The sequence below is a fragment of the Rhizobium sp. ZX09 genome (assembly GCF_017357485.1).
Lineage (GTDB): Bacteria > Pseudomonadota > Alphaproteobacteria > Rhizobiales > Rhizobiaceae > Agrobacterium > Agrobacterium pusense.
On sequence record NZ_CP031363.1, the window covers coordinates 2,671,403 to 2,692,945 of the forward strand.

23 protein-coding genes are annotated in these 21,543 nt (G+C 56.2%); 12 read left to right on the plus strand and 11 right to left on the minus strand.

Going from position 1 to position 21,543, the window contains the following annotated elements; all coding sequences use genetic code 11:
* The first annotated feature begins 49 nt into the window (after positions 1 to 49).
* The gene (locus BTN45_RS13060; RefSeq protein WP_004444223.1) at positions 50 to 250 is read left to right on the plus strand and encodes a DUF1674 domain-containing protein; all 201 of its coding nucleotides are present in this window, start codon (positions 50 to 52) and stop codon (positions 248 to 250) included.
* Between the two features lie 59 nt (positions 251 to 309).
* Here BTN45_RS13060 and BTN45_RS13065 read toward each other — a convergent pair whose 3' ends face one another.
* From BTN45_RS13065 to hemE, 8 genes are all read right to left on the minus strand, one after another.
* A complete protein-coding gene (locus tag BTN45_RS13065) occupies positions 310 to 1,194 on the minus strand; it encodes a ParB/RepB/Spo0J family partition protein (protein ID WP_004444225.1) in 885 nt (294 codons plus the stop codon).
* A 30-nt stretch (positions 1,195 to 1,224) separates the two neighbouring features.
* Positions 1,225 to 2,019 carry a ParA family protein gene (locus tag BTN45_RS13070; RefSeq protein ID WP_004444228.1) on the minus strand — a complete coding sequence of 265 codons (795 nt, stop codon included), beginning with the start codon at positions 2,017 to 2,019 and terminating at the stop codon, positions 1,225 to 1,227.
* 19 nt (positions 2,020 to 2,038) lie between these two features.
* A complete protein-coding gene (gene rsmG / locus BTN45_RS13075; protein WP_207588215.1) occupies positions 2,039 to 2,656 on the minus strand; it encodes a 16S rRNA (guanine(527)-N(7))-methyltransferase RsmG in 618 nt (205 codons plus the stop codon).
* An 11-nt stretch (positions 2,657 to 2,667) separates the two neighbouring features.
* Positions 2,668 to 4,551, minus strand: coding sequence for a tRNA uridine-5-carboxymethylaminomethyl(34) synthesis enzyme MnmG (mnmG, locus tag BTN45_RS13080; protein ID WP_207588217.1), 1,884 nt, complete (start codon positions 4,549 to 4,551; stop codon positions 2,668 to 2,670).
* A 56-nt stretch (positions 4,552 to 4,607) separates the two neighbouring features.
* On the minus strand, positions 4,608 to 5,933 hold the full coding sequence (gene mnmE / locus BTN45_RS13085) for a tRNA uridine-5-carboxymethylaminomethyl(34) synthesis GTPase MnmE (RefSeq protein WP_207588219.1): 1,326 nt from the start codon (positions 5,931 to 5,933) through the stop codon (positions 4,608 to 4,610).
* Positions 5,934 to 6,020: 87 nt separating this feature from the next.
* Positions 6,021 to 7,286, minus strand: a complete 1,266-nt coding sequence (gene rho / locus BTN45_RS13090; RefSeq protein ID WP_004444236.1) for a transcription termination factor Rho — start codon at positions 7,284 to 7,286, stop codon at positions 6,021 to 6,023.
* Between the two features lie 186 nt (positions 7,287 to 7,472).
* Positions 7,473 to 8,018, minus strand: a complete 546-nt coding sequence (hemJ, locus tag BTN45_RS13095; protein ID WP_035208036.1) for a protoporphyrinogen oxidase HemJ — start codon at positions 8,016 to 8,018, stop codon at positions 7,473 to 7,475.
* Positions 8,015 to 9,049 (minus strand): uroporphyrinogen decarboxylase, encoded by a 1,035-nt coding sequence (gene hemE, locus BTN45_RS13100; protein WP_207588221.1) that lies wholly within the window; start codon positions 9,047 to 9,049, stop codon positions 8,015 to 8,017. Before hemE ends, hemJ begins: the two co-directional genes overlap by 4 nt.
* Positions 9,050 to 9,458: 409 nt before the next feature.
* Here hemE and BTN45_RS13105 point away from each other — a divergent pair, with 409 nt between their 5' ends.
* From BTN45_RS13105 to dnaQ, 5 genes are read left to right on the plus strand one after another with little or no spacing between them, the layout of a single operon-like run.
* Positions 9,459 to 10,280, plus strand: coding sequence for a pyruvate, water dikinase regulatory protein (locus BTN45_RS13105; RefSeq protein WP_207588223.1), 822 nt, complete (start codon positions 9,459 to 9,461; stop codon positions 10,278 to 10,280).
* Between the two features lie 31 nt (positions 10,281 to 10,311).
* The gene (locus BTN45_RS13110) at positions 10,312 to 10,911 is read left to right on the plus strand and encodes a Maf-like protein (protein ID WP_207588225.1); all 600 of its coding nucleotides are present in this window, start codon (positions 10,312 to 10,314) and stop codon (positions 10,909 to 10,911) included.
* Positions 10,904 to 11,764 (plus strand): shikimate dehydrogenase, encoded by an 861-nt coding sequence (locus BTN45_RS13115; RefSeq protein WP_207588228.1) that lies wholly within the window; start codon positions 10,904 to 10,906, stop codon positions 11,762 to 11,764. Before BTN45_RS13110 ends, BTN45_RS13115 begins: the two co-directional genes overlap by 8 nt.
* The gene (coaE, locus tag BTN45_RS13120; protein ID WP_207588230.1) at positions 11,764 to 12,372 is read left to right on the plus strand and encodes a dephospho-CoA kinase; all 609 of its coding nucleotides are present in this window, start codon (positions 11,764 to 11,766) and stop codon (positions 12,370 to 12,372) included. Before BTN45_RS13115 ends, coaE begins: the two co-directional genes overlap by 1 nt.
* Positions 12,365 to 13,063, plus strand: a complete 699-nt coding sequence (gene dnaQ / locus BTN45_RS13125; protein ID WP_004444252.1) for a DNA polymerase III subunit epsilon — start codon at positions 12,365 to 12,367, stop codon at positions 13,061 to 13,063. Before coaE ends, dnaQ begins: the two co-directional genes overlap by 8 nt.
* Positions 13,064 to 13,158: 95 nt before the next feature.
* Here dnaQ and secB read toward each other — a convergent pair whose 3' ends face one another.
* Both secB and BTN45_RS13135 read right to left on the minus strand, forming a co-directional pair.
* Positions 13,159 to 13,641: a protein-export chaperone SecB gene (secB, locus tag BTN45_RS13130; protein ID WP_022555303.1), complete on the minus strand. Its 483-nt coding sequence runs from the start codon at positions 13,639 to 13,641 to the stop codon at positions 13,159 to 13,161.
* A gap of 102 nt (positions 13,642 to 13,743) precedes the next feature.
* Positions 13,744 to 14,280, minus strand: coding sequence for an FxsA family protein (locus tag BTN45_RS13135; protein ID WP_142186910.1), 537 nt, complete (start codon positions 14,278 to 14,280; stop codon positions 13,744 to 13,746).
* 140 nt (positions 14,281 to 14,420) lie between these two features.
* Between BTN45_RS13135 and BTN45_RS13140 the strand changes: the two genes are divergently transcribed.
* The 5 genes from BTN45_RS13140 (at position 14,421) to gyrB (ending at position 19,748) form a co-directional block, all read left to right on the plus strand.
* Entirely contained in the window at positions 14,421 to 15,119 is a 699-nt protein-coding gene (locus BTN45_RS13140) for a Tim44/TimA family putative adaptor protein (RefSeq protein WP_207588232.1), read from the plus strand.
* Positions 15,116 to 16,228: a murein transglycosylase A gene (locus BTN45_RS13145; protein ID WP_207588234.1), complete on the plus strand. Its 1,113-nt coding sequence runs from the start codon at positions 15,116 to 15,118 to the stop codon at positions 16,226 to 16,228. Before BTN45_RS13140 ends, BTN45_RS13145 begins: the two co-directional genes overlap by 4 nt.
* Positions 16,225 to 16,794, plus strand: a complete 570-nt coding sequence (locus BTN45_RS13150; protein WP_004444262.1) for a Smr/MutS family protein — start codon at positions 16,225 to 16,227, stop codon at positions 16,792 to 16,794. Before BTN45_RS13145 ends, BTN45_RS13150 begins: the two co-directional genes overlap by 4 nt.
* On the plus strand, positions 16,791 to 17,156 hold the full coding sequence (locus tag BTN45_RS13155; RefSeq protein WP_004444265.1) for a helix-turn-helix domain-containing protein: 366 nt from the start codon (positions 16,791 to 16,793) through the stop codon (positions 17,154 to 17,156). The genes BTN45_RS13150 and BTN45_RS13155 overlap by 4 nt, the downstream gene beginning before the upstream one ends.
* A gap of 156 nt (positions 17,157 to 17,312) precedes the next feature.
* Complete coding sequence (gyrB, locus tag BTN45_RS13160; protein ID WP_004444267.1) at positions 17,313 to 19,748, plus strand: DNA topoisomerase (ATP-hydrolyzing) subunit B; 2,436 nt, start codon at positions 17,313 to 17,315, stop codon at positions 19,746 to 19,748.
* A gap of 104 nt (positions 19,749 to 19,852) precedes the next feature.
* On the opposite strand, the gene BTN45_RS13165 is transcribed toward gyrB, so the two are convergent.
* Entirely contained in the window at positions 19,853 to 20,455 is a 603-nt protein-coding gene (locus BTN45_RS13165; protein ID WP_004444268.1) for a nitroreductase family protein, read from the minus strand.
* Positions 20,456 to 20,583: 128 nt separating this feature from the next.
* Between BTN45_RS13165 and BTN45_RS13170 the strand changes: the two genes are divergently transcribed.
* A complete protein-coding gene (locus tag BTN45_RS13170) occupies positions 20,584 to 21,426 on the plus strand; it encodes a fumarylacetoacetate hydrolase family protein (protein ID WP_006700109.1) in 843 nt (280 codons plus the stop codon).
* The last annotated feature ends 117 nt before the right edge of the window (positions 21,427 to 21,543 follow it).

Sequence of the window (21,543 nt, forward strand, 5' to 3'; positions counted from 1 at the left end):
TGGGAAACGGCAAACATATTTCAATATCCCGTTATAGGGAGGATTTCTCATGCAAGATGCGGATAACGACAACGGCGCGGAGCAGCGGAGGCGGCTATCGCCCGCCGCTGAGCGGGCCCTGAAAGAAGCAGAAGAACGGCGCAAACAACAGGCAGATCTACAGTTACCGCCGGAAACCGGTGGCCGCGGCGGTGCCGAACCGGTTCGTTTCGGCGACTACGAAATAAAGGGCCGCGCAATAGATTTTTAGGCGGTCGCCATAACGATAATACCCGCCAAAGGCGGGTATTTTTCAATTAAAACAAGTACTTATTGTTTATTTTCCAACAAGCGGCACACTGCCTCAAGTTGCTCGAGCGTGCGGTAAGCGATACGGATTTGCCCGGATCCCCCCTTGTGGTTAATCTTCACGTCGAGACCGAGGGCATCAGAAAGACTGCGCTCCAGTGCGACCGTATCGGAATCTTTTTCCGCGGCAGGGCGCTTTTCCGTAGCTTCGCCCTGCGACTTGATGTCGTTCTGAGCCAATCTCTCAGCATCACGGACCGACAAGCCCTTGGAAACGATCATGCGTGCGAGATTCGCCGGATCGGAAGTGGAAACAAGCGCCCGCGCATGACCTGCGGAAAGCGACCCATCCGCGAGCATGTCGCGTACCGGATCTGGAAGCTTCAAGAGCCGAAGGCTGTTGGCGACGTGGCTTCGGCTCTTGCCGATGATCTCACCGAGATCGTTCTGAGTGTAACCGTGTTCCGCGATCAGCTGCTCATAACCCATCGCCTCTTCCAACGGATTGAGGTCTGAGCGCTGGACGTTCTCGACGATGGCCAATTCGAGCGCCGTCCGGTCATCGACATCACGAACGATAACAGGCACGTCGGTGAAGCCGGCCAGCTGCGCAGCGCGCCAGCGCCTTTCACCGGCAATAATCTCGTATCGATTGACTCCCACCGTCCGTACCACCACCGGCTGAACAATGCCATGCTGCCGGATGGACGCGGCCAAATCCTGCAGCTCATTTTCATCGAAATGACGACGTGGGTTCCGTTGGCTACGAGCAATGAACTCTATCGGAATGGTGCGATCAGCACTGACAGTACGCTGGGGTTCACCCACGGGCACAGGCTGGTCCATTTCACCGATCAAGGCCGCGAGACCACGTCCCAGCCGGCGCTTGGAAAGATCATCACTCATAAGATATCACTCCGTAGATTGCGGCAGACGTCAGGCGGCTTTACGCAAACGCTCTCTCTGGATCACTTCCGATGCGAGCTGCAGATAGGCCTGACTACCAGCACATTTCAAATCATAAAGAATTGCCGGCTTACCATAAGACGGGGCCTCGGAAACGCGAACATTCCGCGGAATGAGCGTATGGTAAACCTTTTCTCCGAGATGCGTCCTGACATCCGAGACAACCTGTTGCGCCAGATTATTGCGCGCATCGAACATCGTCAGAACAATCCCTTGGATATCGAGCTGCGGATTGACCGACCCTCTTATCTGACTGACCGTATCAAGCAGCTGGCTGAGGCCTTCCAGCGCAAAAAACTCGCATTGCAATGGCACCAGCACGGAATGCGCGGCCGTCATCGCGTTCATCGTCAGGAGGTTGAAGGACGGGGGGCAATCGACAAGAATATAGGAATAGCCTCTAGCCTCTGTCGTCTCCATCGCTTCACGCAGAAGAAAGACGCGATTGGCGACAGTAGCAACTTGCATCTCGAAACCAAGCAGATCCATCGTCGATGGCACAATATCGAGATTTGGAACGGCGGTTGGGACAGCGACTTCCGCAATATTGTGATCACCAATTAGGAGATCATAAGAGGAGAGCTTCCGCTCTCGCCGGTCAATCCCCAGCCCGGTACTGGCGTTACCCTGCGGGTCCAGATCAACTATCAATACCCGCTCACCGATTGCTGCCAGCGCTGTGGCCAAATTGATAGCAGTCGTTGTTTTGCCGACACCACCCTTCTGGTTTGCTACTGCGATAATCCGGTTTTTTTCCAAAGTCATGCCGCACCTGGCCAGCTTGTCAGCGCCTCAGAGCGAGGTTGCTGATTTCAAGAACAACAGAATCTGCCTCAATGGCACTCCGATGTTTTACCAGATCAAACTGCCAGCGACCATGTGCTTTCTGCACTTCGGATTCATAATCCCGGCCTTTATTGAAATAAGCCTTGAGATCCGGATTTTTTGTGGCCCAGGGATGAATATAGTCGAAAAGCAAATCCAGCTCCGCCAGTGCGCGGGCCGACACAGAATCGCACGTCTCGAGAATGGCAGGTGCTTTCTCAATTCTCACGGGATGAACCGCTCCACGCGCGCCAGTTTCCTTTAGCGCTACCCGGAGAAATGCGGCCTTCTTATTGTTACTTTCCACCAGATCGACCCAGCCGCCGCCAATTTCAGAGAGGAATATGGCAGTGACGACACCGGGAAAACCTCCACCGCTGCCCAGATCCACCCATCTTTGAGGATAAGGAGAGAGATGAAATATCTGGGCACTGTCGGCAATGTGGCGGCTCCAGAGTTCTGTAAGAGTGGAAGGGGCCACCAGATTGGTGGTCTTATTCCACTTCTTGAAGAGCTCGACAAAATGCTCGAGCTTCTCCTGTGTTTCACGTGAAACACTCTGGCCGTTTATCTTCATAATCCGACTCGCTATTGGTGCAGACGCAATTTTTCATTCTGCGTAGGAGAGCTTTTCCGCAGAAGGGCGAGAAGCAGCGATATCGCAGCCGGCGTCATACCGTCAACACGTGCGGCCTGGGCGATGTTTTCTGGACGGGCCTTTTCCAACTTTTGTTTCAACTCATTGGAAAGGCCGGACAGGCTTTGAAAATCGAAATCGTCAGGAATCTTTCGCTCTTCGTCGCGTTTGATGTCCACGATATCGGCGCTCTGGCGCTGCATATACACAGCGTAGCCAGCCTCGATTTGCAGCACATCCGCAATTTTCTCGGGAAGCCCACCCAACTCGGACCAGTGCTGTTTGAGGACATCAAGCGACATATCAGGATAGGCAAGCAATTCATAAACGGAGCGGCGTTGTCCGTCCTGATTGAGCTTTAATCCCTGTTTTGCTGCCTGCGAAGGACTGATCGTGAGGGTCTTCAGCAAGTCACGACCCCGACCGAGTTCTTCTATAAAATTATCGAATCGCTTTTGACGGTGATAACCGATGATTCCCGCCCGCTGACCGACTGGCGTTAGCCGCAGATCGGCATTATCGACCCGTAACGACAGCCTATATTCCGCTCTTGACGTAAACATTCGGTAGGGTTCGCTGACACCCTTGGATGTCAGATCATCGATCATGACGCCGATGTAGGATTCCGTCCGGCTGAAATAATGCGGATCGCTGTTGCTTGCATAAAGAGAGGCATTTAGGCCGGCGACGAGCCCCTGAGCAGCTGCTTCTTCATAACCGGTTGTGCCGTTGATCTGCCCCGCAAGGAATAGTCCCGCAATCTTGCGACACTCGAGGGAGGGCTTGAGTTCTCGCGGGTCGACATAGTCGTACTCGATCGCGTAACCCGGCTGCAATATCGCAACCCGCTCGAGACCGGGTATGGTGTGGATGAACTGTTCCTGAACAGACGCCGGAAGTGACGTTGAAATTCCGTTAGGGTAGATCGTATGATCATCCAGTCCCTCGGGCTCCAGAAATATCTGATGACCATCACGCTCGCCAAATCGGGTAATCTTGTCTTCAATCGACGGACAATAACGCGGACCGACGCCTTCGATCTGACCCGAATACATTGCTGAAAGATGGATATTCTCTTGAATGACCCTATGTCCGGCTGATGTGGTTCTGGTAACTCCACATTCGATTTGCGGATTCACGATATTGTCGGTCATGAAGGAGAAGGGCACAGGATCTTCGTCTGCGCCTTGTCGATCAACACCGCTCCAGTCAATTGTTCGCCCGTCCAGACGGGCAGGCGTGCCGGTCTTAAGTCTCCCCATGCGAAGACCAAGCCGCGATAGAGTGTTGGAAAGGCCGATTGACGGTTCTTCACCCACACGGCCGGCCGGTACCTTTTCGGAGCCGATATGAATAAGGCCACGCAAGAAGGTACCACTTGTCAGTACCACGGCACCGCAGGGAATCCGGCTACCATTCGCCATGACGACAGCAGCCACTCGCTCATTCGTCATCTCAATATCAAAAGCGTCGCCCTCAATAATGGTAAGATTCTCGATATTTGCAATTTCACCCTGCATCGCTTCACGGTAAAGACGGCGATCCGCCTGGGTGCGGGGACCGCGCACTGCCGGACCCTTTTTGCGATTGAGCATGCGAAACTGAATACCGGCAGCGTCAGCCACCCGCCCCATCAGACCATCCAGGGCGTCGATCTCGCGAACGAGGTGGCCCTTTCCAAGCCCGCCAATTGCTGGATTGCAGGACATGACACCGATGGTGTCGCGTTTATGGGTCACGAGCGCGGTTTTTGCACCATGGCGAGCCGCAGCCGCGGCCGCTTCACTGCCGGCATGTCCACCACCTATAATAACGACATCAAATGACTGGTGCATCTATCTGCGCCCTGTTCTGATCTAACCGCGCGTCCGCGGCCCATGTTTCACGTGAATCATTTTCCTATGCAGAATTCTGAAAAGATGACGCCCAGCAAATCTTCAACATCGACGCGTCCTGTAATACGACCAAGCGATGTCGCTGCGAGCCGCAAATATTCCGACCTTATAGCAAGGTCCATGGCTTCAGAATCGAGCGCATCACTAACATAGTTAAGCGTCTCTTCAAGTCGTTTTTTATGGCGAGCCCGGGCGGGCACCAAAGTCTGGACCCCTTGCAATCGCGATTCAATCTCCCGCTTTATCAAGAACCGCAATTCATCGAGACCAATCCCTTCTTTCGCCGAGATCGCCAGATCGAACTCAGCTCTAGGCGTCGAAGACGACAACGCCGCCTTGGTCCTGACGCGCAGATGCGGCTTTGCAGACAGTGATGCGATGGTTTGTTTCGGAAACGAATCGTTATCCTGCAGCACCAGAATGAGATCCGCAGTCTCCGCTGTCAAAACAGCGCGCCGCACACCCTCCTGTTCCACCACATCATACGTTTCCCTCAGGCCCGCCGTATCGAATACTCGTACCAGATAGCCCTCAAGGTTAATGTCCACGTTCAATACGTCCCTGGTCGTACCGGCGATGTCGGTGACGATGGCGATATCCCGGCCAGCTAACGAATTCAGCAGGGTGGATTTTCCGGCATTGGGTTCTCCGATGAGCGCCACCTTGAAACCGTCCCGGATAATCTCGCCGTTTCCGCCGGCCTCCAGATGGGAGGCGATTTCCGCTTCCAACTGTCTTATCGCCTCCCATACCTGTCCAGATACGGAATCCGGGACATCCTCCTCGTCGGCGAAGTCGAGCTCCGCCTCGATCAGCGCACGCGCACGCGTCAGGCGCTGAGCCCATCCGTCATAAAGAGCCGAAAGATTGCCTGTACTCTGTTCAACCGCCAGACGACGCTGCATCTCCGTTTCAGCCTGAAGCAGGTCGGCCAAACCTTCGACTTCAAGAAGGTCCATCTTGCCATTCTCGAAGGCTCTGCGCGAAAACTCCCCGGCCTCCGCGGGACGTACATCCGGGAACCGCTCGAACTCAGCAAAAATCGAGGCAATGACTGCGCGGCTTCCATGGCATTGGATTTCAACGCAGTCCTCACCTGTGAAGGAATGCGGTGCCGGGAACGACATAACGAGCGCCTGGTCGATGGTCTCATTGTTTCGATTCCGAATCAAACTCAGCCTGGCTTTTCGTGATGCCGGAAGCTCTCGTCCGGTTAATGCTGTCAGCATGGCGAAAGACATGGGTCCACTGATCCTCACGACGGCCACCCCGGCCGGAAGGGCACCGCTCGAAAGTGCATATATCGTATCAGGGGAAGGCATGGCGCACCTCGATCAAAACAGTCAAGCCGCATTCGAATAAACGAATGCGGCTTTAACGACCTCAGATGAATCCGGCTAATTTCCGGTTCAGGTGTTCATCGATTCGAAGAAATCCGAATTGTTTTTAGTCTGCTTCAGCTTGTCGATGAGGAACTCGATGGCGTCCATCGTTCCCATCGGCGCGAGAATACGGCGAAGGACAAAAATCTTCTGCAAATCCTGGCGCGGCACCAGAAGGTCTTCCTTACGGGTACCAGATTTCAGAATATCCAGCGCCGGGAAGATACGCTTGTCTGCTACCTTCCGGTCAAGCACGATTTCCGAGTTACCCGTACCCTTGAACTCTTCGAAGATGACTTCATCCATACGGCTGCCGGTGTCGATCAGCGCGGTCGCAATGATCGTCAGCGAGCCGCCTTCTTCGATATTACGGGCGGCGCCAAAGAAGCGCTTCGGCCGCTGCAGGGCGTTGGCGTCCACACCACCGGTCAGAACCTTGCCGGACGAGGGAACGACGGTGTTATAGGCGCGACCAAGACGGGTTATGGAATCAAGCAGAATGACGACGTCGCGGCCATGTTCAACGAGGCGCTTCGCCTTTTCGATGACCATTTCAGCGACCTGTACGTGGCGTACCGCTGGTTCATCGAAGGTGGAGGATACAACCTCTCCCTTGACCGAACGCTGCATGTCGGTGACTTCTTCCGGACGCTCGTCGATCAAAAGAACGATGAGGTAACATTCCGGGTGATTTGCCGTGATCGAATGGGCAATGTTCTGCAGCAGAACCGTTTTACCGGTACGTGGCGGTGCAACGATCAAGCCACGCTGGCCCTTGCCGAGCGGTGCGACGAGATCGATAACCCGCGACGACAGATCCTTGGATGTCGGAACATCAAGCTCCATCTTGAACCGCTCGTTCGGATAGAGCGGCGTCAGATTATCGAAATGGACCTTGTGGCGGATCTTTTCGGGATCGTCGAAATTGATCGTGTTGACCTTCAGAAGGGCGAAGTAGCGCTCACCTTCCTTGGGACCGCGGATCGGTCCTTCAACCGTATCGCCGGTCTTCAGCGAAAACCGACGGATCTGCGAGGGAGAGATGTAAATATCGTCCGGACCCGGCAGATAGTTTGCGTTTGCGGATCGCAGGAACCCGAAACCGTCCTGCAGGACTTCAACGACGCCTTCGCCGATGATTTCGATGTCCTGGCTCGCGAGAACCTTGAGGATTGCGAACATGAGCTCCTGCTTGCGCATGGTGCTCGCATTTTCAACTTCCAGGGATTCGGCAAAAGTCAGCAAGTCGGTAGGCGATTTGCTCTTAAGTTCCTGAAGCTTCATTTCAGCCATGAAGAGAAGACCGTTTAATAATGTAATGTCGGGGGAGGGCGTGTTCGCGAATCAGATGCTGTGGGAAAGACCGCAGATGACTGAATAATTCACATGCCACGAAGATGAGTGGTCCGAAAATAGCGATTGAACATCGCTGCTGCAAGAGGAAAGCACGAATTCCGCGAAATTTATCGATACACCGCTCTAACCGAAGGGTTTCACAACCACAAGTATGACGATGAGGATCATCAGCAACGTTGGAACCTCATTCATCAACCGCCAGTGACGGGCAGGCCTGGTATTTTCATCTCGGGCGAAACGTTTCGCACTACGCGTGAAATAAACATGGGTCGCAGTCAGAAGCACGACCATAGCGATTTTTGCGTGCAGCCAGCCACCAGAAAAACCGTAGGCCGACCAGGCGAGATAAAGTCCGAGCACCCAGCTTATCATCATCGCCGGGTTCATGATGACCTTGATCAGCCGCTGCTCCATTACCTTGAAAGTTTCGGATTGCTGCGAACCTGCCGGCGCATCGGTATGATAGATGAAGAGCCTTGGCAGATAAAAGATCGCCGCCATCCATGAGATCACAGCAATAATGTGAAACGCCTTGATCCAGAGATAGAGATCGGCAGGATCCACGTAAAAGAACAGGGCGACGACTGCGATGAAAACGCCCAGCCCGACGCCAGCCCGCAGGGCGGCCCTGTTTCCCGATCGCGCAGAAGTCTGTTTTTCGTCATTCATGGCACGGTCCCACCCGCACGCACCCGCTCGACCAGCCGGGTGACATTGTCCGGATCAGCCTGCGGCGTGATGCCGTGACCGAGATTGAAGATCAACGGACCCTGCCCAAGGGCCTGCAGCACGGCGTCGATACCATCCTGCAGAGCCCTCCCGCCCGCCACCATCAGCATTGGGTCGAGATTGCCCTGCACAGGCCCTTCCTTCTGCAAATCCTTGGCGAAGCTGAGCGGCACGGACCAATCCAGCCCGATCGCGTCTGCACCGGTCTTACGACGATAGTCCTTGAGAAGATAACCCGCCCCCTTCGCGAAAGCGATTATTTTCGCGGAGGGACGCCGCGCGCGCACCGAAGCAATGATACGGGCAACCGGTTTTATCGCGTAATTCTCGAACTCCTTTTCGCCGAGCACGCCCGCCCAGGAATCGAAAATCTGCACGGCATCTGCCCCTGCATCGATCTGCGCCACGAGATAATCCGCAGAAACCTCAGCGAGAAAAGCCAAAAGCTTTTCCATCGCGGCGGGCTCCCGATAACCGAATAGCCGCGCCGGCGCCTGGTCGGGCGTTCCATGACCGGCAATCATATAGGTCGCGACCGTCCACGGTGCGCCACAAAAGCCAAGAAGCGTCGTTTCATCCAGCAATGAACTGCGTAGGCGCGACACCGTTTCGAAGACAGGCGAAAGATGCGCCATGACATCAGACGCATCGAGTTCTCCAATACCGCTGACATCGATCGGGTCCATGGCGGGGCCCCTGCCTTCGGTGAAGGACACATTGCGGTGAAGCGCGTCGGGTATCACCAGAATGTCGGAAAAAAGAATCGCTGCATCCAGCCCGAACCTGCGAATGGGCTGAAGCGTCACCTCGGTTGCCAACTCGGGATTATAACAGAGATCCAGGAAACTTCCGGCGCTCTTCCGCGTTTCCCGGTACTCCGGAAGATAGCGTCCAGCCTGACGCATCAGCCATATGGGCGGCGGCGTGACCGTCTTCCCGTTCAAAACAGTCATAACCTTGCGTTCGCTCATCACACCCAACTTCTAAAAAAATAAAATCAAAGAGATTTAAAAGATTTTCTATTTCTTAGAGTCTGTGGGTAGCAAGGATTAAAATCATTCCAGTCGAAATGCCGCAGCCGCATCTTTTCAGCACGGTGGTAGGATAAATTTCGGCAGCGATCTTGAAAAACCTGAAAAAATCGTAATTTATCTCGAATTTTCAATGGATTATATTCTTATTGGAAAGTTCTTGACCTGTGGACAGGCTGTGAATCGGGTTGGACAAGTGTCAACTCTTCCAGCAATTCACAGGCTGCCCGGAGCATGGTGAAAGCCACTTGCGGATTGTGGAAAAACACCACTTTATTCACGGCGCGGTTCGACCCGCAGGCTCGTTCGGACATTTGTCCCGGGTTATCAACAGCGGGAGAAAAACAGCGTGGAGAACAAAAAAAGTTTCTTCCATCTGCACCTGATTTCGGACTCAACAGGTGAGACTCTCATGTCTGCCGGCCGCGCGGTCTCGGCACAGTTTCACGCATCCATGCCGGTGGAACACATCTATCCGATGATCCGCAACCAGAAGCAGCTTGCGCAGGTCATTGACCTCATCGACAAGGAACCGGGCATTGTCCTCTACACCATCGTCGATCAGCAACTGGCAGAATTCCTGGATTTGCGCTGTCACGCGATCGGCGTGCCCTGTGTCAACGTGCTCGAACCCATTATCGGCATCTTTCAGACTTATCTAGGCGCGCCATCAAGACGGCGGGTCGGTGCGCAACACGCCCTCAATGCGGATTATTTCGCGCGGATCGAAGCGCTCAATTTTGCAATGGATCACGATGACGGACAGATGCCGGAAACCTATGACGAGGCGGATGTCGTTATCATTGGCATCAGCCGCACGTCGAAAACTCCGACCAGCATCTACCTCGCCAACAGGGGTATAAAGACCGCAAACATTCCGGTTGTACCCAACGTGCCTTTGCCCGAAAGCCTCTATGCCGCCACCCGGCCTCTGATCGTCGGTCTCGTGGCGACGTCGGATCGCATATCGCAGGTTCGTGAAAACCGCGAACTGGGCGCAACCGGCGGATTTGACAGCCGCCGTTACACGGATCGCGCCACGATCATGGAAGAGCTGAAATATGCGCGTGCGCTCTGCGCCCGCAATAATTGGCCTCTGATTGACGTCACACGCCGTTCCATCGAGGAAACGGCTGCTGCCATCCTTGCCCTTCGCCCGAGGACGCGATAATCCGGATCGCACCATCAGGAGCAGACAGCCGATGAAACAAGAGTTGATCCTCGCCTCGTCCAGCGCATCCCGCCAGATGCTGATGCGCAATGCGGGGCTGACATTTTCGGCGATACCAGCGGATATTGATGAGCGCGCGCTCGATGAGCGGCTGGAACGTGCGGGCGCCAGCCCGGAGGAAGTCGCAAAACAACTCGCGACTGCCAAGGCTCTTGCCGTCGGTTCGCTTCATCCGGACGCACTGGTTCTGGGCTGCGATCAGACCATGGCACTCGGTGCGCGGGTCTATCACAAGCCGAAGACCATGGCCGAGGCAGAAGCACATCTGCTGTCATTGTCCGGTAAGGTTCACCGCTTGAACAGCGCGGCTGTCCTCGTTCGCGGCGGGGAGGTGATATGGAGGGTGGTTTCCAGTGCTGAACTTGCCGTGCGAACATTGAGCCCCGAATTTGTCTCCCGTCACCTGCAGAGGGTGGGTGAAAAAGCTCTAAGCAGCGTGGGCGCCTATCAGCTCGAGGGAGAGGGAATCCAGCTATTCACTTCGATTGAAGGCGATTATTTCACGATCCTCGGCCTGCCGCTTCTGCCGCTTTTATCGAAACTGCGCGACCTGGGTGTCATCGATGGCTGATTCACGTGAAACATTAACCATAAACGCTTTCGTTGTTGGTTACCCGATCAAGCATTCCCGGTCGCCGATCATTCATTCTTACTGGCTCAAGAAATTCGGTATCACCGGTAACTATGAGGCAGTCGAGGTCGTATCGGACAATTTTGCGAATTTCATTGCAACCGTGAAGGAAGGTAAGCCCGGTACGGCCGTGGGCGGCAACGTCACCATCCCGCACAAGGAGGCCGCTTACCGGTTGGCGGATCGTCCTGATGCTCTGGCGGAAGAACTGGGTGCCGCCAACACCATCTGGATGGAGGAGGGTAAACTCCATGCCACCAATACCGATGGTTACGGGTTCGTGTCTAACCTGGATGAGCGGCATCCTGGTTGGGACAAAACGGACCGGGCGGTCGTTTTTGGTGCCGGCGGCGCGAGCCGTGCCGTCATTCAGTCGCTGCGCGACCGGGGCATCGCGGAAATCCACGTCCTGAATAGGACCCTCGAACGTGCTCGCGAACTGGCTGATCGTTTTGGCCCACGCGTCTTTTCCCATCCCCAGGCAGCGCTGCAGGAGGTCATGCAGGGCGCCGGGCTGTTCGTGAATACGACATCGCTCGGTATGGATGGTGCTGAGGCGCCGCATCTCGATTTTTCGCAGCTTGCTGCCAAGGCGGTGGTGACCGATATCGTCTACGTGCCATTACGAACACCGATCCTTCAGATGGCGGAAGAGCAGGGCATCACGACCGTCGATGGTCTCGGCATGTTGCTTCATCAGGCAAAACCGGGGTTCAGGCGATGGTTCGGCAAAATGCCGGAGGTGGACGAGACCCTGCGTGCTCTGATCATCGGGGACATGGAGAAACATTGATGATTGTCATCGGTCTCACCGGCTCGATTGGAATGGGAAAAACGACAACCGCGAAATTGTTTGCCGAAGAAGGTGTTCCGGTTCTGGACTCGGACGAGGTCGTTCATGGTCTTTATCGGGCGGAGGCCGTAGCTCAGATCGAGGCAGCTTTTCCGGGCACCACCGTTTCCGGTGTCGTAGACCGGGAAAAACTCGGTGACATCTTGAGAAAGAATCCGGCTAATTTCAGAGGGCTTGAAGAAATCGTCCATCCACTGGTTCGGAAAAAACAGGAAACCTTTCTGTCCAAAGCAAGGAAAAACAGCCGGAAATTTGCGCTTCTGGATATTCCGCTGCTGTTCGAAACGGGTGCGGAAAAACGTGTCGATAAAGTCGTGGTGGTGAGTTGTGCACCAGAGATCCAGCGCGAAAGAGTCCTGTCACGACCAGGAATGACCGAAGAAAAATTCGAAATGATCCTTGCCCGGCAGATGCCCGATGCGGAGAAGCGTAGACGTGCCGATTTTATCATCGATTCCGGAAATGGTGTCGAAGCGGCCCGGGATCAGGTAAGAGACATTTTGCAGAAGCTGACCGTTGAGTCGCGCCGTGGAGAGATGCATGCGTGAGATCATTTTCGATACGGAAACCACAGGTCTGGAGTCGAAGCTGGACCGGATCATCGAAATCGGCGGCGTGGAACTGATCAACCACTTCCCGACTGGCCGCACCCTGCATCTTTATATCAATCCCGAAGATCGCAAGGTTCATCCCGATGCGCTTGCCGTTCACGGCATTACCGACGAGTTCCTGCAGGATAAGCCCAAATTCGCTGAAGTTGTCGACCAGATTCGGGATTTCTTCGAAGGTGCGCGCTGGGTGGCGCACAATGCAACATTCGATATGGGGTTCATCAACGCGGAATTCGCCCGTCTGGGGATCGAACCGGTCGCCGCTGATCTGGTGACGGATACGCTGTCGCTTGCCCGCCGCAAGCACCCGATGGGACCGAATTCGCTGGACGCGCTTTGCCGCCGTTATGGAATAGACAATTCCCATCGCACCAAGCATGGCGCGCTTCTTGACTCCGAGCTTCTGGCCGAAGTCTATATCGAAATGATCGGCGGCCGCCAGACCGCGCTCGGCTTCGGCTCTGCCGCTAGGCAGGAAACCATTGTCATTGAGGAAGACATTCCGCTGGAGCCCCTGCGACGGCCCCGCCCCCTGCCATCGCGGCTGGATGCAGAGACGGTTGCCGCCCACGGCAAACTCGTTCTCGGCATGGGGGACAAGGCGATCTGGAACCGGTACCAGAACTGAAGCCTGCTCAGATACTTAAATCGCAAATCTGCGTAAAGAAAAACCCGGGCCAAGAACCCGGGTTTTGTTTGTCTGTAATGGAAGATGGCCGCTGCTTAGTTCGGGACAGCCTGAACCTGAGCTTTTGCCTGTTCCTCGGCAACGCGCTGCGCAAACATCTGCGCAAAATCGATCGGATCGATCATGAGCGGCGGGAAACCGCCGTTGCGGGTAACGTCGGCAATGATCTGGCGGGCGAAGGGGAAGAGCAGGCGCGGGCACTCGATGAACAGCACCGGCAGCATGTGTTCCTGCGGGAAGCCGGCAATGCGGAAGACACCGCCATAGACCAGCTCGGCCGCAAACAGAACCTTATCGCCATCCTTGGCTTCGGCATTCAGTGTCAGCACGACATCAAAATCCGAACCGGAAATCGGATTTGCATTGACGTTGACATTGATGTTGATCGACGGCGCATTCTCACGGGCCTGCAGCGAACGAGGAGCACCCGGATTTTCAAAGGAAAGGTCCTTGATGTACTGGGCAAGAATGTTGAGAGAAGGGCTAGCTGCGCCCTGTGCGCCATTTTCAGCGGTCATTACGGTTCCTCGCGGCGTGAATTCGTGGAAGGCGGTCTATCATTTCGACTCCGGGCTTACAACCCTTCGTGATCGGGTCGTCGCCATGCGATCGACGCGGTGTCAGGGCTTGGGCAGGTCGCGATTACCGGGCCTGTTCGACCAGGGAGAGTCTTTCGGCCCGTCGCGGTGAAAATCCTCTTCGTCCAGATCCACCACCTTCGAATTGCCATGAGATCCCGGGCCATTGCTGAAACCGGAATAATCGCCCGGCCGGGCGCCGGGCTGTCTGAATGAACCAGCCACGACGACGCGCGGTCCGAAGGCTTTCCAGAAAAACCGGCGAATGGCCGGCGACAGAAGCAGGAGGCCGAGAATGTCGGTGATGAAACCCGGAATGAACAACAGGATGCCCGCCACGACGCGCATCGCGCCATTGACGAGTTCGTCCGCAGGCTGTGCGCCCGTGCGGCCCGCATCCTGAAGATTTCTCACCATGCCAAGGCCGCCCAGGCGCAATATGAGCAATCCCAGGAAAGACGTGAACAGGACGAGAGCCAGTGTCAGCCACAGGCCTATTGCCTTGCCGACAATAATGAAACCGGCAATTTCAAGGATGGGCATCATCAGGACGATGATTGGGAGAAAGGAAAAACGCATCTTCTAGCCTTGCGTAAGCATCTCTGGCAGATTGCCGGTTCCCGGGACACCGATGATTGAATCTGCATATTTGAATGATGGTAAGATGCAGACTATATGATGGTGTGGTTTTCGAATTTAAATGGCGGTTTTGGTAAAAGATGGGTTTCAGCGACTTTATCACATTGTTTTTTCTCGTTGCAGCGGTGCTGATCTTCTTTCAGCTGCGCAGCGTCCTTGGCCGTCGCACGGGCAATGAAAAGCCGCCTTTTGATCCTTATAGCCCGCGCGATGTCGCGAAGGGTCCCGTCACGGACGATAACAAGGTCGTGACACTGCCGAAGCGCGCCGAGGCGGAAGATGAAAACCGCTTCGCCGAGGTGGATGCACTGGCGCCTGCAGACGGCGCACTCAATGCCTCCCTGCGTGAGGTGATGACGAAGGATCCGTCCTTCCGCCCGAAGGAATTCCTGAACGGCGCCCGCATGGCCTACGAGATGATCGTGATGGGTTTTGCCGATGGCGACCGCAAGACGCTCAAGAACCTGCTGTCCAAAGAGGTGTTTGAAGGTTTCGACGCAGCGATTTCCGAAAGGGAAGGCCGCGGTGAGGTCGTGAAATCGACTTTTGTTGGCATTGAGAAAGCCGATATCACCCAGGCGGGTATTCGCGATTCCGAGGTGCAGATAACGCTCCGGATCGTCAGCCAGCTCATCTCGGCGACCTATGACAAGGATGGCAAGCTGGTCGATGGTGATCCGGATGCGGTTGCGGAGGTGGATGACATCTGGACCTTCTCGCGCGATATCCGCTCACGCGATCCGAACTGGAAGCTGATCGCCACCGAATCCGAGCAATGACCGCGCCCTTTTCGATCGAAGAAGTTTCTTTCAGCGACCTGCCCGGGTGGCGGCAAGACGATCCCGCTAGCCTTTTTCCGGCGATGACCGCAATTCTGTCGCATCTTCGGAGCGCAAAACCCTATCGCACTGGCGCACTCGGCGTCACGGCGGCGGAACTGGTTTCGCTGCTGGAGGTCGCTGAGAAATGCGAGGCAGACAGTCCCGAACAGGCGCGCCGGTTCTTTGAAACCAACTGTGTTCCTTTCAGGATTTTTCCGTCGCAGGGAAAAAGCGGTTTTGTGACCGCCTTCTACGAGCCTGAACTGGAAGTCTCGTCTGAACCTGACGACATCTGGCGTTATCCCATTTACCGCCGACCACCCGAATTGGTGGATATCGACGATACCAATCGGCCCGTCGGCTTCGATACATCCTATGCTTTCGGCAGGCAGGATGAAGACGGGATTTCCTGCTTCCCCGATCGCCGCGCCATCGATGAAGGCTATCTGGAGGGCAGGGGACTTGAGATCGCCTGGGCGAAATCGAAGGTCGATCTGTTTTTTGTCCATGTGCAGGGCGCGGCACGTCTGGTTTTTCCCGATGGTGCGATAAAGCGCATTACCTATGCGGCCAAGGCAGGTCATGCTTTTTCACCGATCGGACGTCTGCTTCTCGATCGCGGAGAACTCGATCCGAAAACCGTGTCGATGCAGACGATCCGCAAGTGGCTCGCTGACCATCCCGATCAGGTGGATGGAGTACTATGGCATAACCGCTCCTACATTTTTTTCCGGGAGGCGGATGTTGCCGACGAGGATATGGGACCGGTCGCCGCCGCAAAAGTACCGCTCGTCGCTGGGCGCTCGCTTGCTGTGGACAGGCTCATCCACACGTTCGGGCTTCCCTTCTTCATCCATTCGCCGTCGCTTACCCATCTCGATGATGGAAAGCCTTTTGCGCGGCTGATGCTGGCGCTCGATACCGGGTCGGCCATCATTGGCCCGGCCCGCGGCGATATCTTTACCGGTTCGGGTTTCGAAGCCGGAGAACTTGCCGGCACGGTGCGCAATGAGGCAGATTTTTATATACTGATACCGCAGGTTGCTGCGCAGAGGTATCGGCGATGAAGAACAGTCGCAAGCTCGGCAAGGAAGAACGCGTTCTGTGGGGAAAGGTCGCAAAAACCACACGGCCGATCTCCGGCAGGCTCGAAGACTTGCTGGCTTTCGATGACGTGGAGGACCCTGCGGGGGAACCAGATGTTTCTCTGACCGGTAAAGACACCTTTCCGCGCATCCTTGCGGAGCCGGCTGAGCCGCCCCCTCCAGCTCCGGATAAAAAGCCGAAAATCCACCAGCCGATGGAAAAACCGGTCAAGCGTAAGCTGACCCGCGGCCGCCTGCCATTGGAAGGACGGATCGATCTGCATGGCATGTTCCAGAGCGAGGCCCACGCCGTACTGCTCGATTTTCTGTTGCGCGCACATGAGCGGGGTCTAAGACATGTGCTGGTCATTACCGGCAAGGGTCGATCGATTGGCAGTGACGGGGCTTTGAAAAGGGCGGTGCCCATGTGGTTTTCCAAACCCGAATATCGCCACCTGATTTCCTCCTATGAGGATGCGTCGGCCAATCACGGCGGCGATGGCGCGCTTTATGTGCGGCTTTCGCGCCGGCGAGGCGAAAAGTCATGACGCCCTTTGCGCTGGCCGTGCGGCAGCTTCGTGAGCGCAAGGGTGTAACGCAGAAGCAAATGGCCGCCGCCATCGGCGTCTCTCCGGCCTACCTTTCAGCGCTTGAGCATGGCAAGCGCGGCAAGCCGAGCTTCGATCTCCTCCAGCGCATTGCCGGATATTTCAACATCATCTGGGACGAGGCCGAGGAACTGTTCTTCCTTGCCGGCTCATCCGACCCGAAGGTGGTGATCGACACAGTCGGCCTGCCGCCGCAATATACGGCTTTCGCCAACCGGTTGGCACGGGATATTCGCAAGCTGCCGCCGAGTGTGGTAGAGGAACTGTCAGCCGTGCTGCAAAAAAGCCGTTCTTGCGATTGAAACCCCTCTATCCCCTGCTTTATGCAGCATCCTGAAGCATGCGGCCTTTGGGATTGGGTATAGAATTTCTATAGTCGCATGTCGGATTTGAGTGATTCGCTGGCTTCAGGCCCTCTCACTGGAAACCTGGCCAGGAAAACTTTGGAAAGAGTACTTATGACCGAAACATCGTCAAGCGAAGTCGGCGCGAACGCGGAATATGGAGCCGATTCGATCAAGGTCCTCAAGGGCCTTGATGCCGTGCGCAAACGGCCCGGCATGTATATCGGCGATACCGATGACGGTTCCGGCCTACATCACATGGTCTACGAAGTCGTCGACAACGCCATCGATGAGGCGCTTGCGGGCCACGCCGACCTGGTGACGGTGACCCTGAATGCCGACGGCTCCGTGACGGTGACCGATAACGGACGCGGCATTCCGACTGACATCCATTCCTCCGAGGGCGTTTCTGCCGCCGAGGTCATCATGACCCAGCTGCATGCGGGCGGGAAGTTCGACCAGAATTCTTACAAGGTGTCGGGCGGTCTGCACGGTGTCGGCGTTTCGGTGGTCAACGCGCTCTCCGTCTGGCTGAAGCTCCGCATCCGCCGCAATGGCAAGGTGCACGAGATTGGCTTTACCCATGGTGTCGCCGACGCGCCGCTTTCCGTTATCGGCGAATATGAAGGCCGTTCGGGCACGGAAGTCACCTTCCTAGCAAGCCCTGAAACCTTCACCATGACCGACTATGATTATGGAACGCTGGAGCATCGCCTGCGCGAACTCGCATTCCTGAACTCCGGCGTGCGCATCCTGCTCACCGACAAGCGCCATTCCGACGTCAAGCAGGAAGAACTGCTGTATGATGGCGGCCTCGAGGCCTTCGTCCGTTATCTCGACCGCGCCAAGAAGCCGCTGGTTGATAAGCCGGTCGCCATCAAGGGTGAAAAGGATGGCATTACGGTTGAGGTCGCACTCTGGTGGAACGACAGCTACCACGAGAACGTGCTTTGCTTCACCAACAACATTCCGCAGCGCGATGGTGGCACCCATATGGCAGGTTTCCGCGCCGCGCTGACCCGCCAGGTCACCTCCTACGCCGAAACCTCCGGCATCCTGAAAAAGGAAAAGGTAAGCCTTCAGGGCGAGGACTGCCGTGAAGGTCTGACGGCCATCCTTTCCGTCAAGGTGCCAGACCCCAAGTTTTCCTCGCAGACGAAAGACAAGCTTGTGTCGTCTGAAGTGCGTCCGGTTGTCGAAAGCCTCGTCAACGAAGCACTCTCCACTTGGCTCGAAGAACATCCATCCGACGCGAGAATCCTCGTTGGCAAGGTGGTTGAAGCCGCTGTCGCCCGAGAAGCCGCCCGCAAGGCGCGCGAATTGACACGCCGCAAAGGAGCGCTCGATATTGCCTCTCTGCCCGGCAAGCTCGCCGACTGCTCCGAGCGCGATCCGGCAAAATCAGAACTGTTCCTCGTCGAGGGTGACTCCGCCGGCGGTTCGGCCAAGCAGGGCCGCTCGCGCGAAACCCAGGCGATCCTGCCGCTACGCGGCAAGATCCTCAATGTCGAACGCGCCCGTTTCGACAAGATGTTGTCCAGCCAGGAAATCGGCACGCTGATTACGGCGCTCGGCACCTCCATCGGCAAGGACGAGTTCAACGCCGATAAGCTGCGTTACCATAAGATCATCATCATGACGGATGCTGACGTCGATGGCGCCCACATCCGTACACTGCTGTTGACCTTCTTCTTCCGCCAGATGCCGGAACTGATCGAACGCGGCCATCTCTATATCGCCCAGCCGCCGCTTTATAAGGTGACGCGCGGTAAATCCGTTCAGTACCTGAAGGACGAGAAAGCTCTGGAAGAGTACCTGATTTCCATGGGTATCGAGGAAGCATCTTTGACGCTCGGCTCTGGCGAAGTGCGTGTTGGCGCCGATCTTCGCGAAGTCATTCTGGATGCGCTGCGCATGCGCTCGCTGATCGACGGGCTGCATTCCCGTTACAGCCGCTCCATCGTGGAGCAGGCGGCCATTGCCGGCGCACTCAACCCCGAGCTTTCCGCCGACGCAGCGCGTGCGGAGGAAACTGTTGCCGAAGTGGCCCGGCGTCTCGACATGATTGCTGAAGAGACCGAACGCGGCTGGTCCGGCACTGTGCTGCAAGACGGCGGTTTACGCTTCGAACGCATGGTGCGCGGCGTCAAGGAAGTATCGACGCTGGATATGGGCCTCCTCGGTTCGGCCGATGCCCGGCACATCGATCAGCTTGCAGCCCGCACGCGTGACATCTACGCCACGCCGCCGGTTCTGCAACGCAAGGATGGCACGATGGAGCTGGCCGGCCCGCGCGCGCTTCTGGATGCGATTTTCGCTGCCGGACGCAAGGGTCTCTCCATGCAGCGCTACAAGGGTCTTGGCGAAATGAATGCCGAGCAGCTTTGGGAAACCACACTCGATGCCAACGTTCGCTCGCTGCTGCAGGTAAGAGTAAGTGACGCGACTGATGCTGACGGCCTGTTTGCCCGCCTCATGGGTGACGAAGTCGAACCACGCCGCGACTTCATCCAGGAAAATGCACTCAGCGTCGCTAACCTGGATATTTAAATTTGGGGAATGTTTCGCGTAACGATTCACGTGAAACGAAACTTTAACAAAAGGCCCGGCGGTAATCTCCGCCGGGCCTTTTGATTTGATGGGGATAATGGAGATCAGTCAGCCTTGCCGGTGAAGCGACCTTCAAAGGCAACATCGGAAAGGGGCAGGCGTTTGCTTGGCACCTCCCGTTCCGCCAGATCATCAGGAAGAACGGACTTGTCGGTGAGCGTGCCGATGGCGACTCCTGCCTCCACCTTGTAGCCTTCCGGTATATTCAGTTTTTCGACGATCTTGTCCTTGAATATGCCGGCCATGCCGTGAGCATGGTAACCGAGCAGGTGCGCCTGCATGGCAAGTGAAAACCAGGCGGCGCCGGCATCGAAGGAATGGGTTGTTGACGGTTTCTTCTCGCCGTCGTGCGAGATATTGTGGTCTCGGGAAATGACGAAAAGCAGCACGGAGGCGTTTTTTGCCCAGCGCTGGTTTCCTTCCATCAGCAGTTCCACGAAGAGCGGCCAGTCTTTACTGTCCTTGTGTGCATAGACAAACCGCCACGGCTGATGATTGGAGGCGGAGGGCGCCCAGTGCGCCGCATCCAGAATGGTCATCAGATGCTGCGCCGGCATGGCGTGACCATCGAAGGCGCGCGGAGACCAGCGATCGAGGAAGAGGGGATCAACGGGGTATTCTGATTGCCGGTTATTGCTGTTCGTCACGGGCCATGTCCTTTTGATTGACGGGAAGGAAAAGGTATTTTTCGAAACTTGGCACAGTCAAGGGGTGACAAGTATGAATGCATCGTTCATATATGCATCACCTTGTCTGACAACCGGGAGAGAGTTCCATGAAATTGATGCGTGTCGGCCAGCCCGGCCAGGAAAAACCTGCAATCCTCGACGCGGAAGGAAAAGTCCGCGATCTGTCCGCCCATGTCAAAGATATCGGCGGCGAAGCCATTTCTCCCGAGGGCCTCAAGAAGATCGCCGCGATCGATGTCGGCACACTTCCGGTGCTGAACGAAGAGCGCATCGGCGCCTGCGTTGCGGGAACCGGGAAATTCATCTGCATCGGCCTTAACTTCTCCGACCATGCCGCTGAAACGGGTGCCACCGTACCGCCGGAACCGGTCATTTTCATGAAGGCCACCTCGGCCATCGTTGGTCCGAATGACAATGTCGTCATCCCGCGCGGTTCGGAAAAGACCGACTGGGAAGTCGAGCTTGGCGTCGTCATCGGCAAGACCGCCAAATATGTCTCCGAAGCGGATGCTCTCGATTATGTCGCCGGTTATTGCGTTTCGCACGATGTTTCCGAGCGCGCCTTCCAGACGGAGCGCGCGGGCCAGTGGACCAAGGGCAAGTCCTGCGACACTTTCGGCCCCATCGGCCCGTGGCTGGTGACGAAGGACGAAATCACCGATCCGCAGAACCTCGGCATGTGGCTGCAGGTCAACGGCCAGACCATGCAGGACGGTTCCAGCAAGACCATGGTTTACGGCGTGGCCCACGTTGTCTCCTATCTCAGCCAGTTCATGTCGCTGCACCCCGGCGATGTCATTTCCACCGGCACGCCTCCCGGCGTCGGCATGGGCCTGAAGCCGCCGCGTTACCTGAAGGCTGGCGATGTCGTGGAACTCGGTATCGAGGGTCTCGGTTCCCAGAAGCAGACCTTCGTCGCCGACATCTGATTATACGGCGTTCAACGGAAAGTGAGGCGCTGGCGGGAAACCGCCGGCGCCTTCGATTTTGTGCACCTGCGAAAAGCTGCTATGGTTGGAAAAAAGAGCGTGATCGCGAGGGAGGCG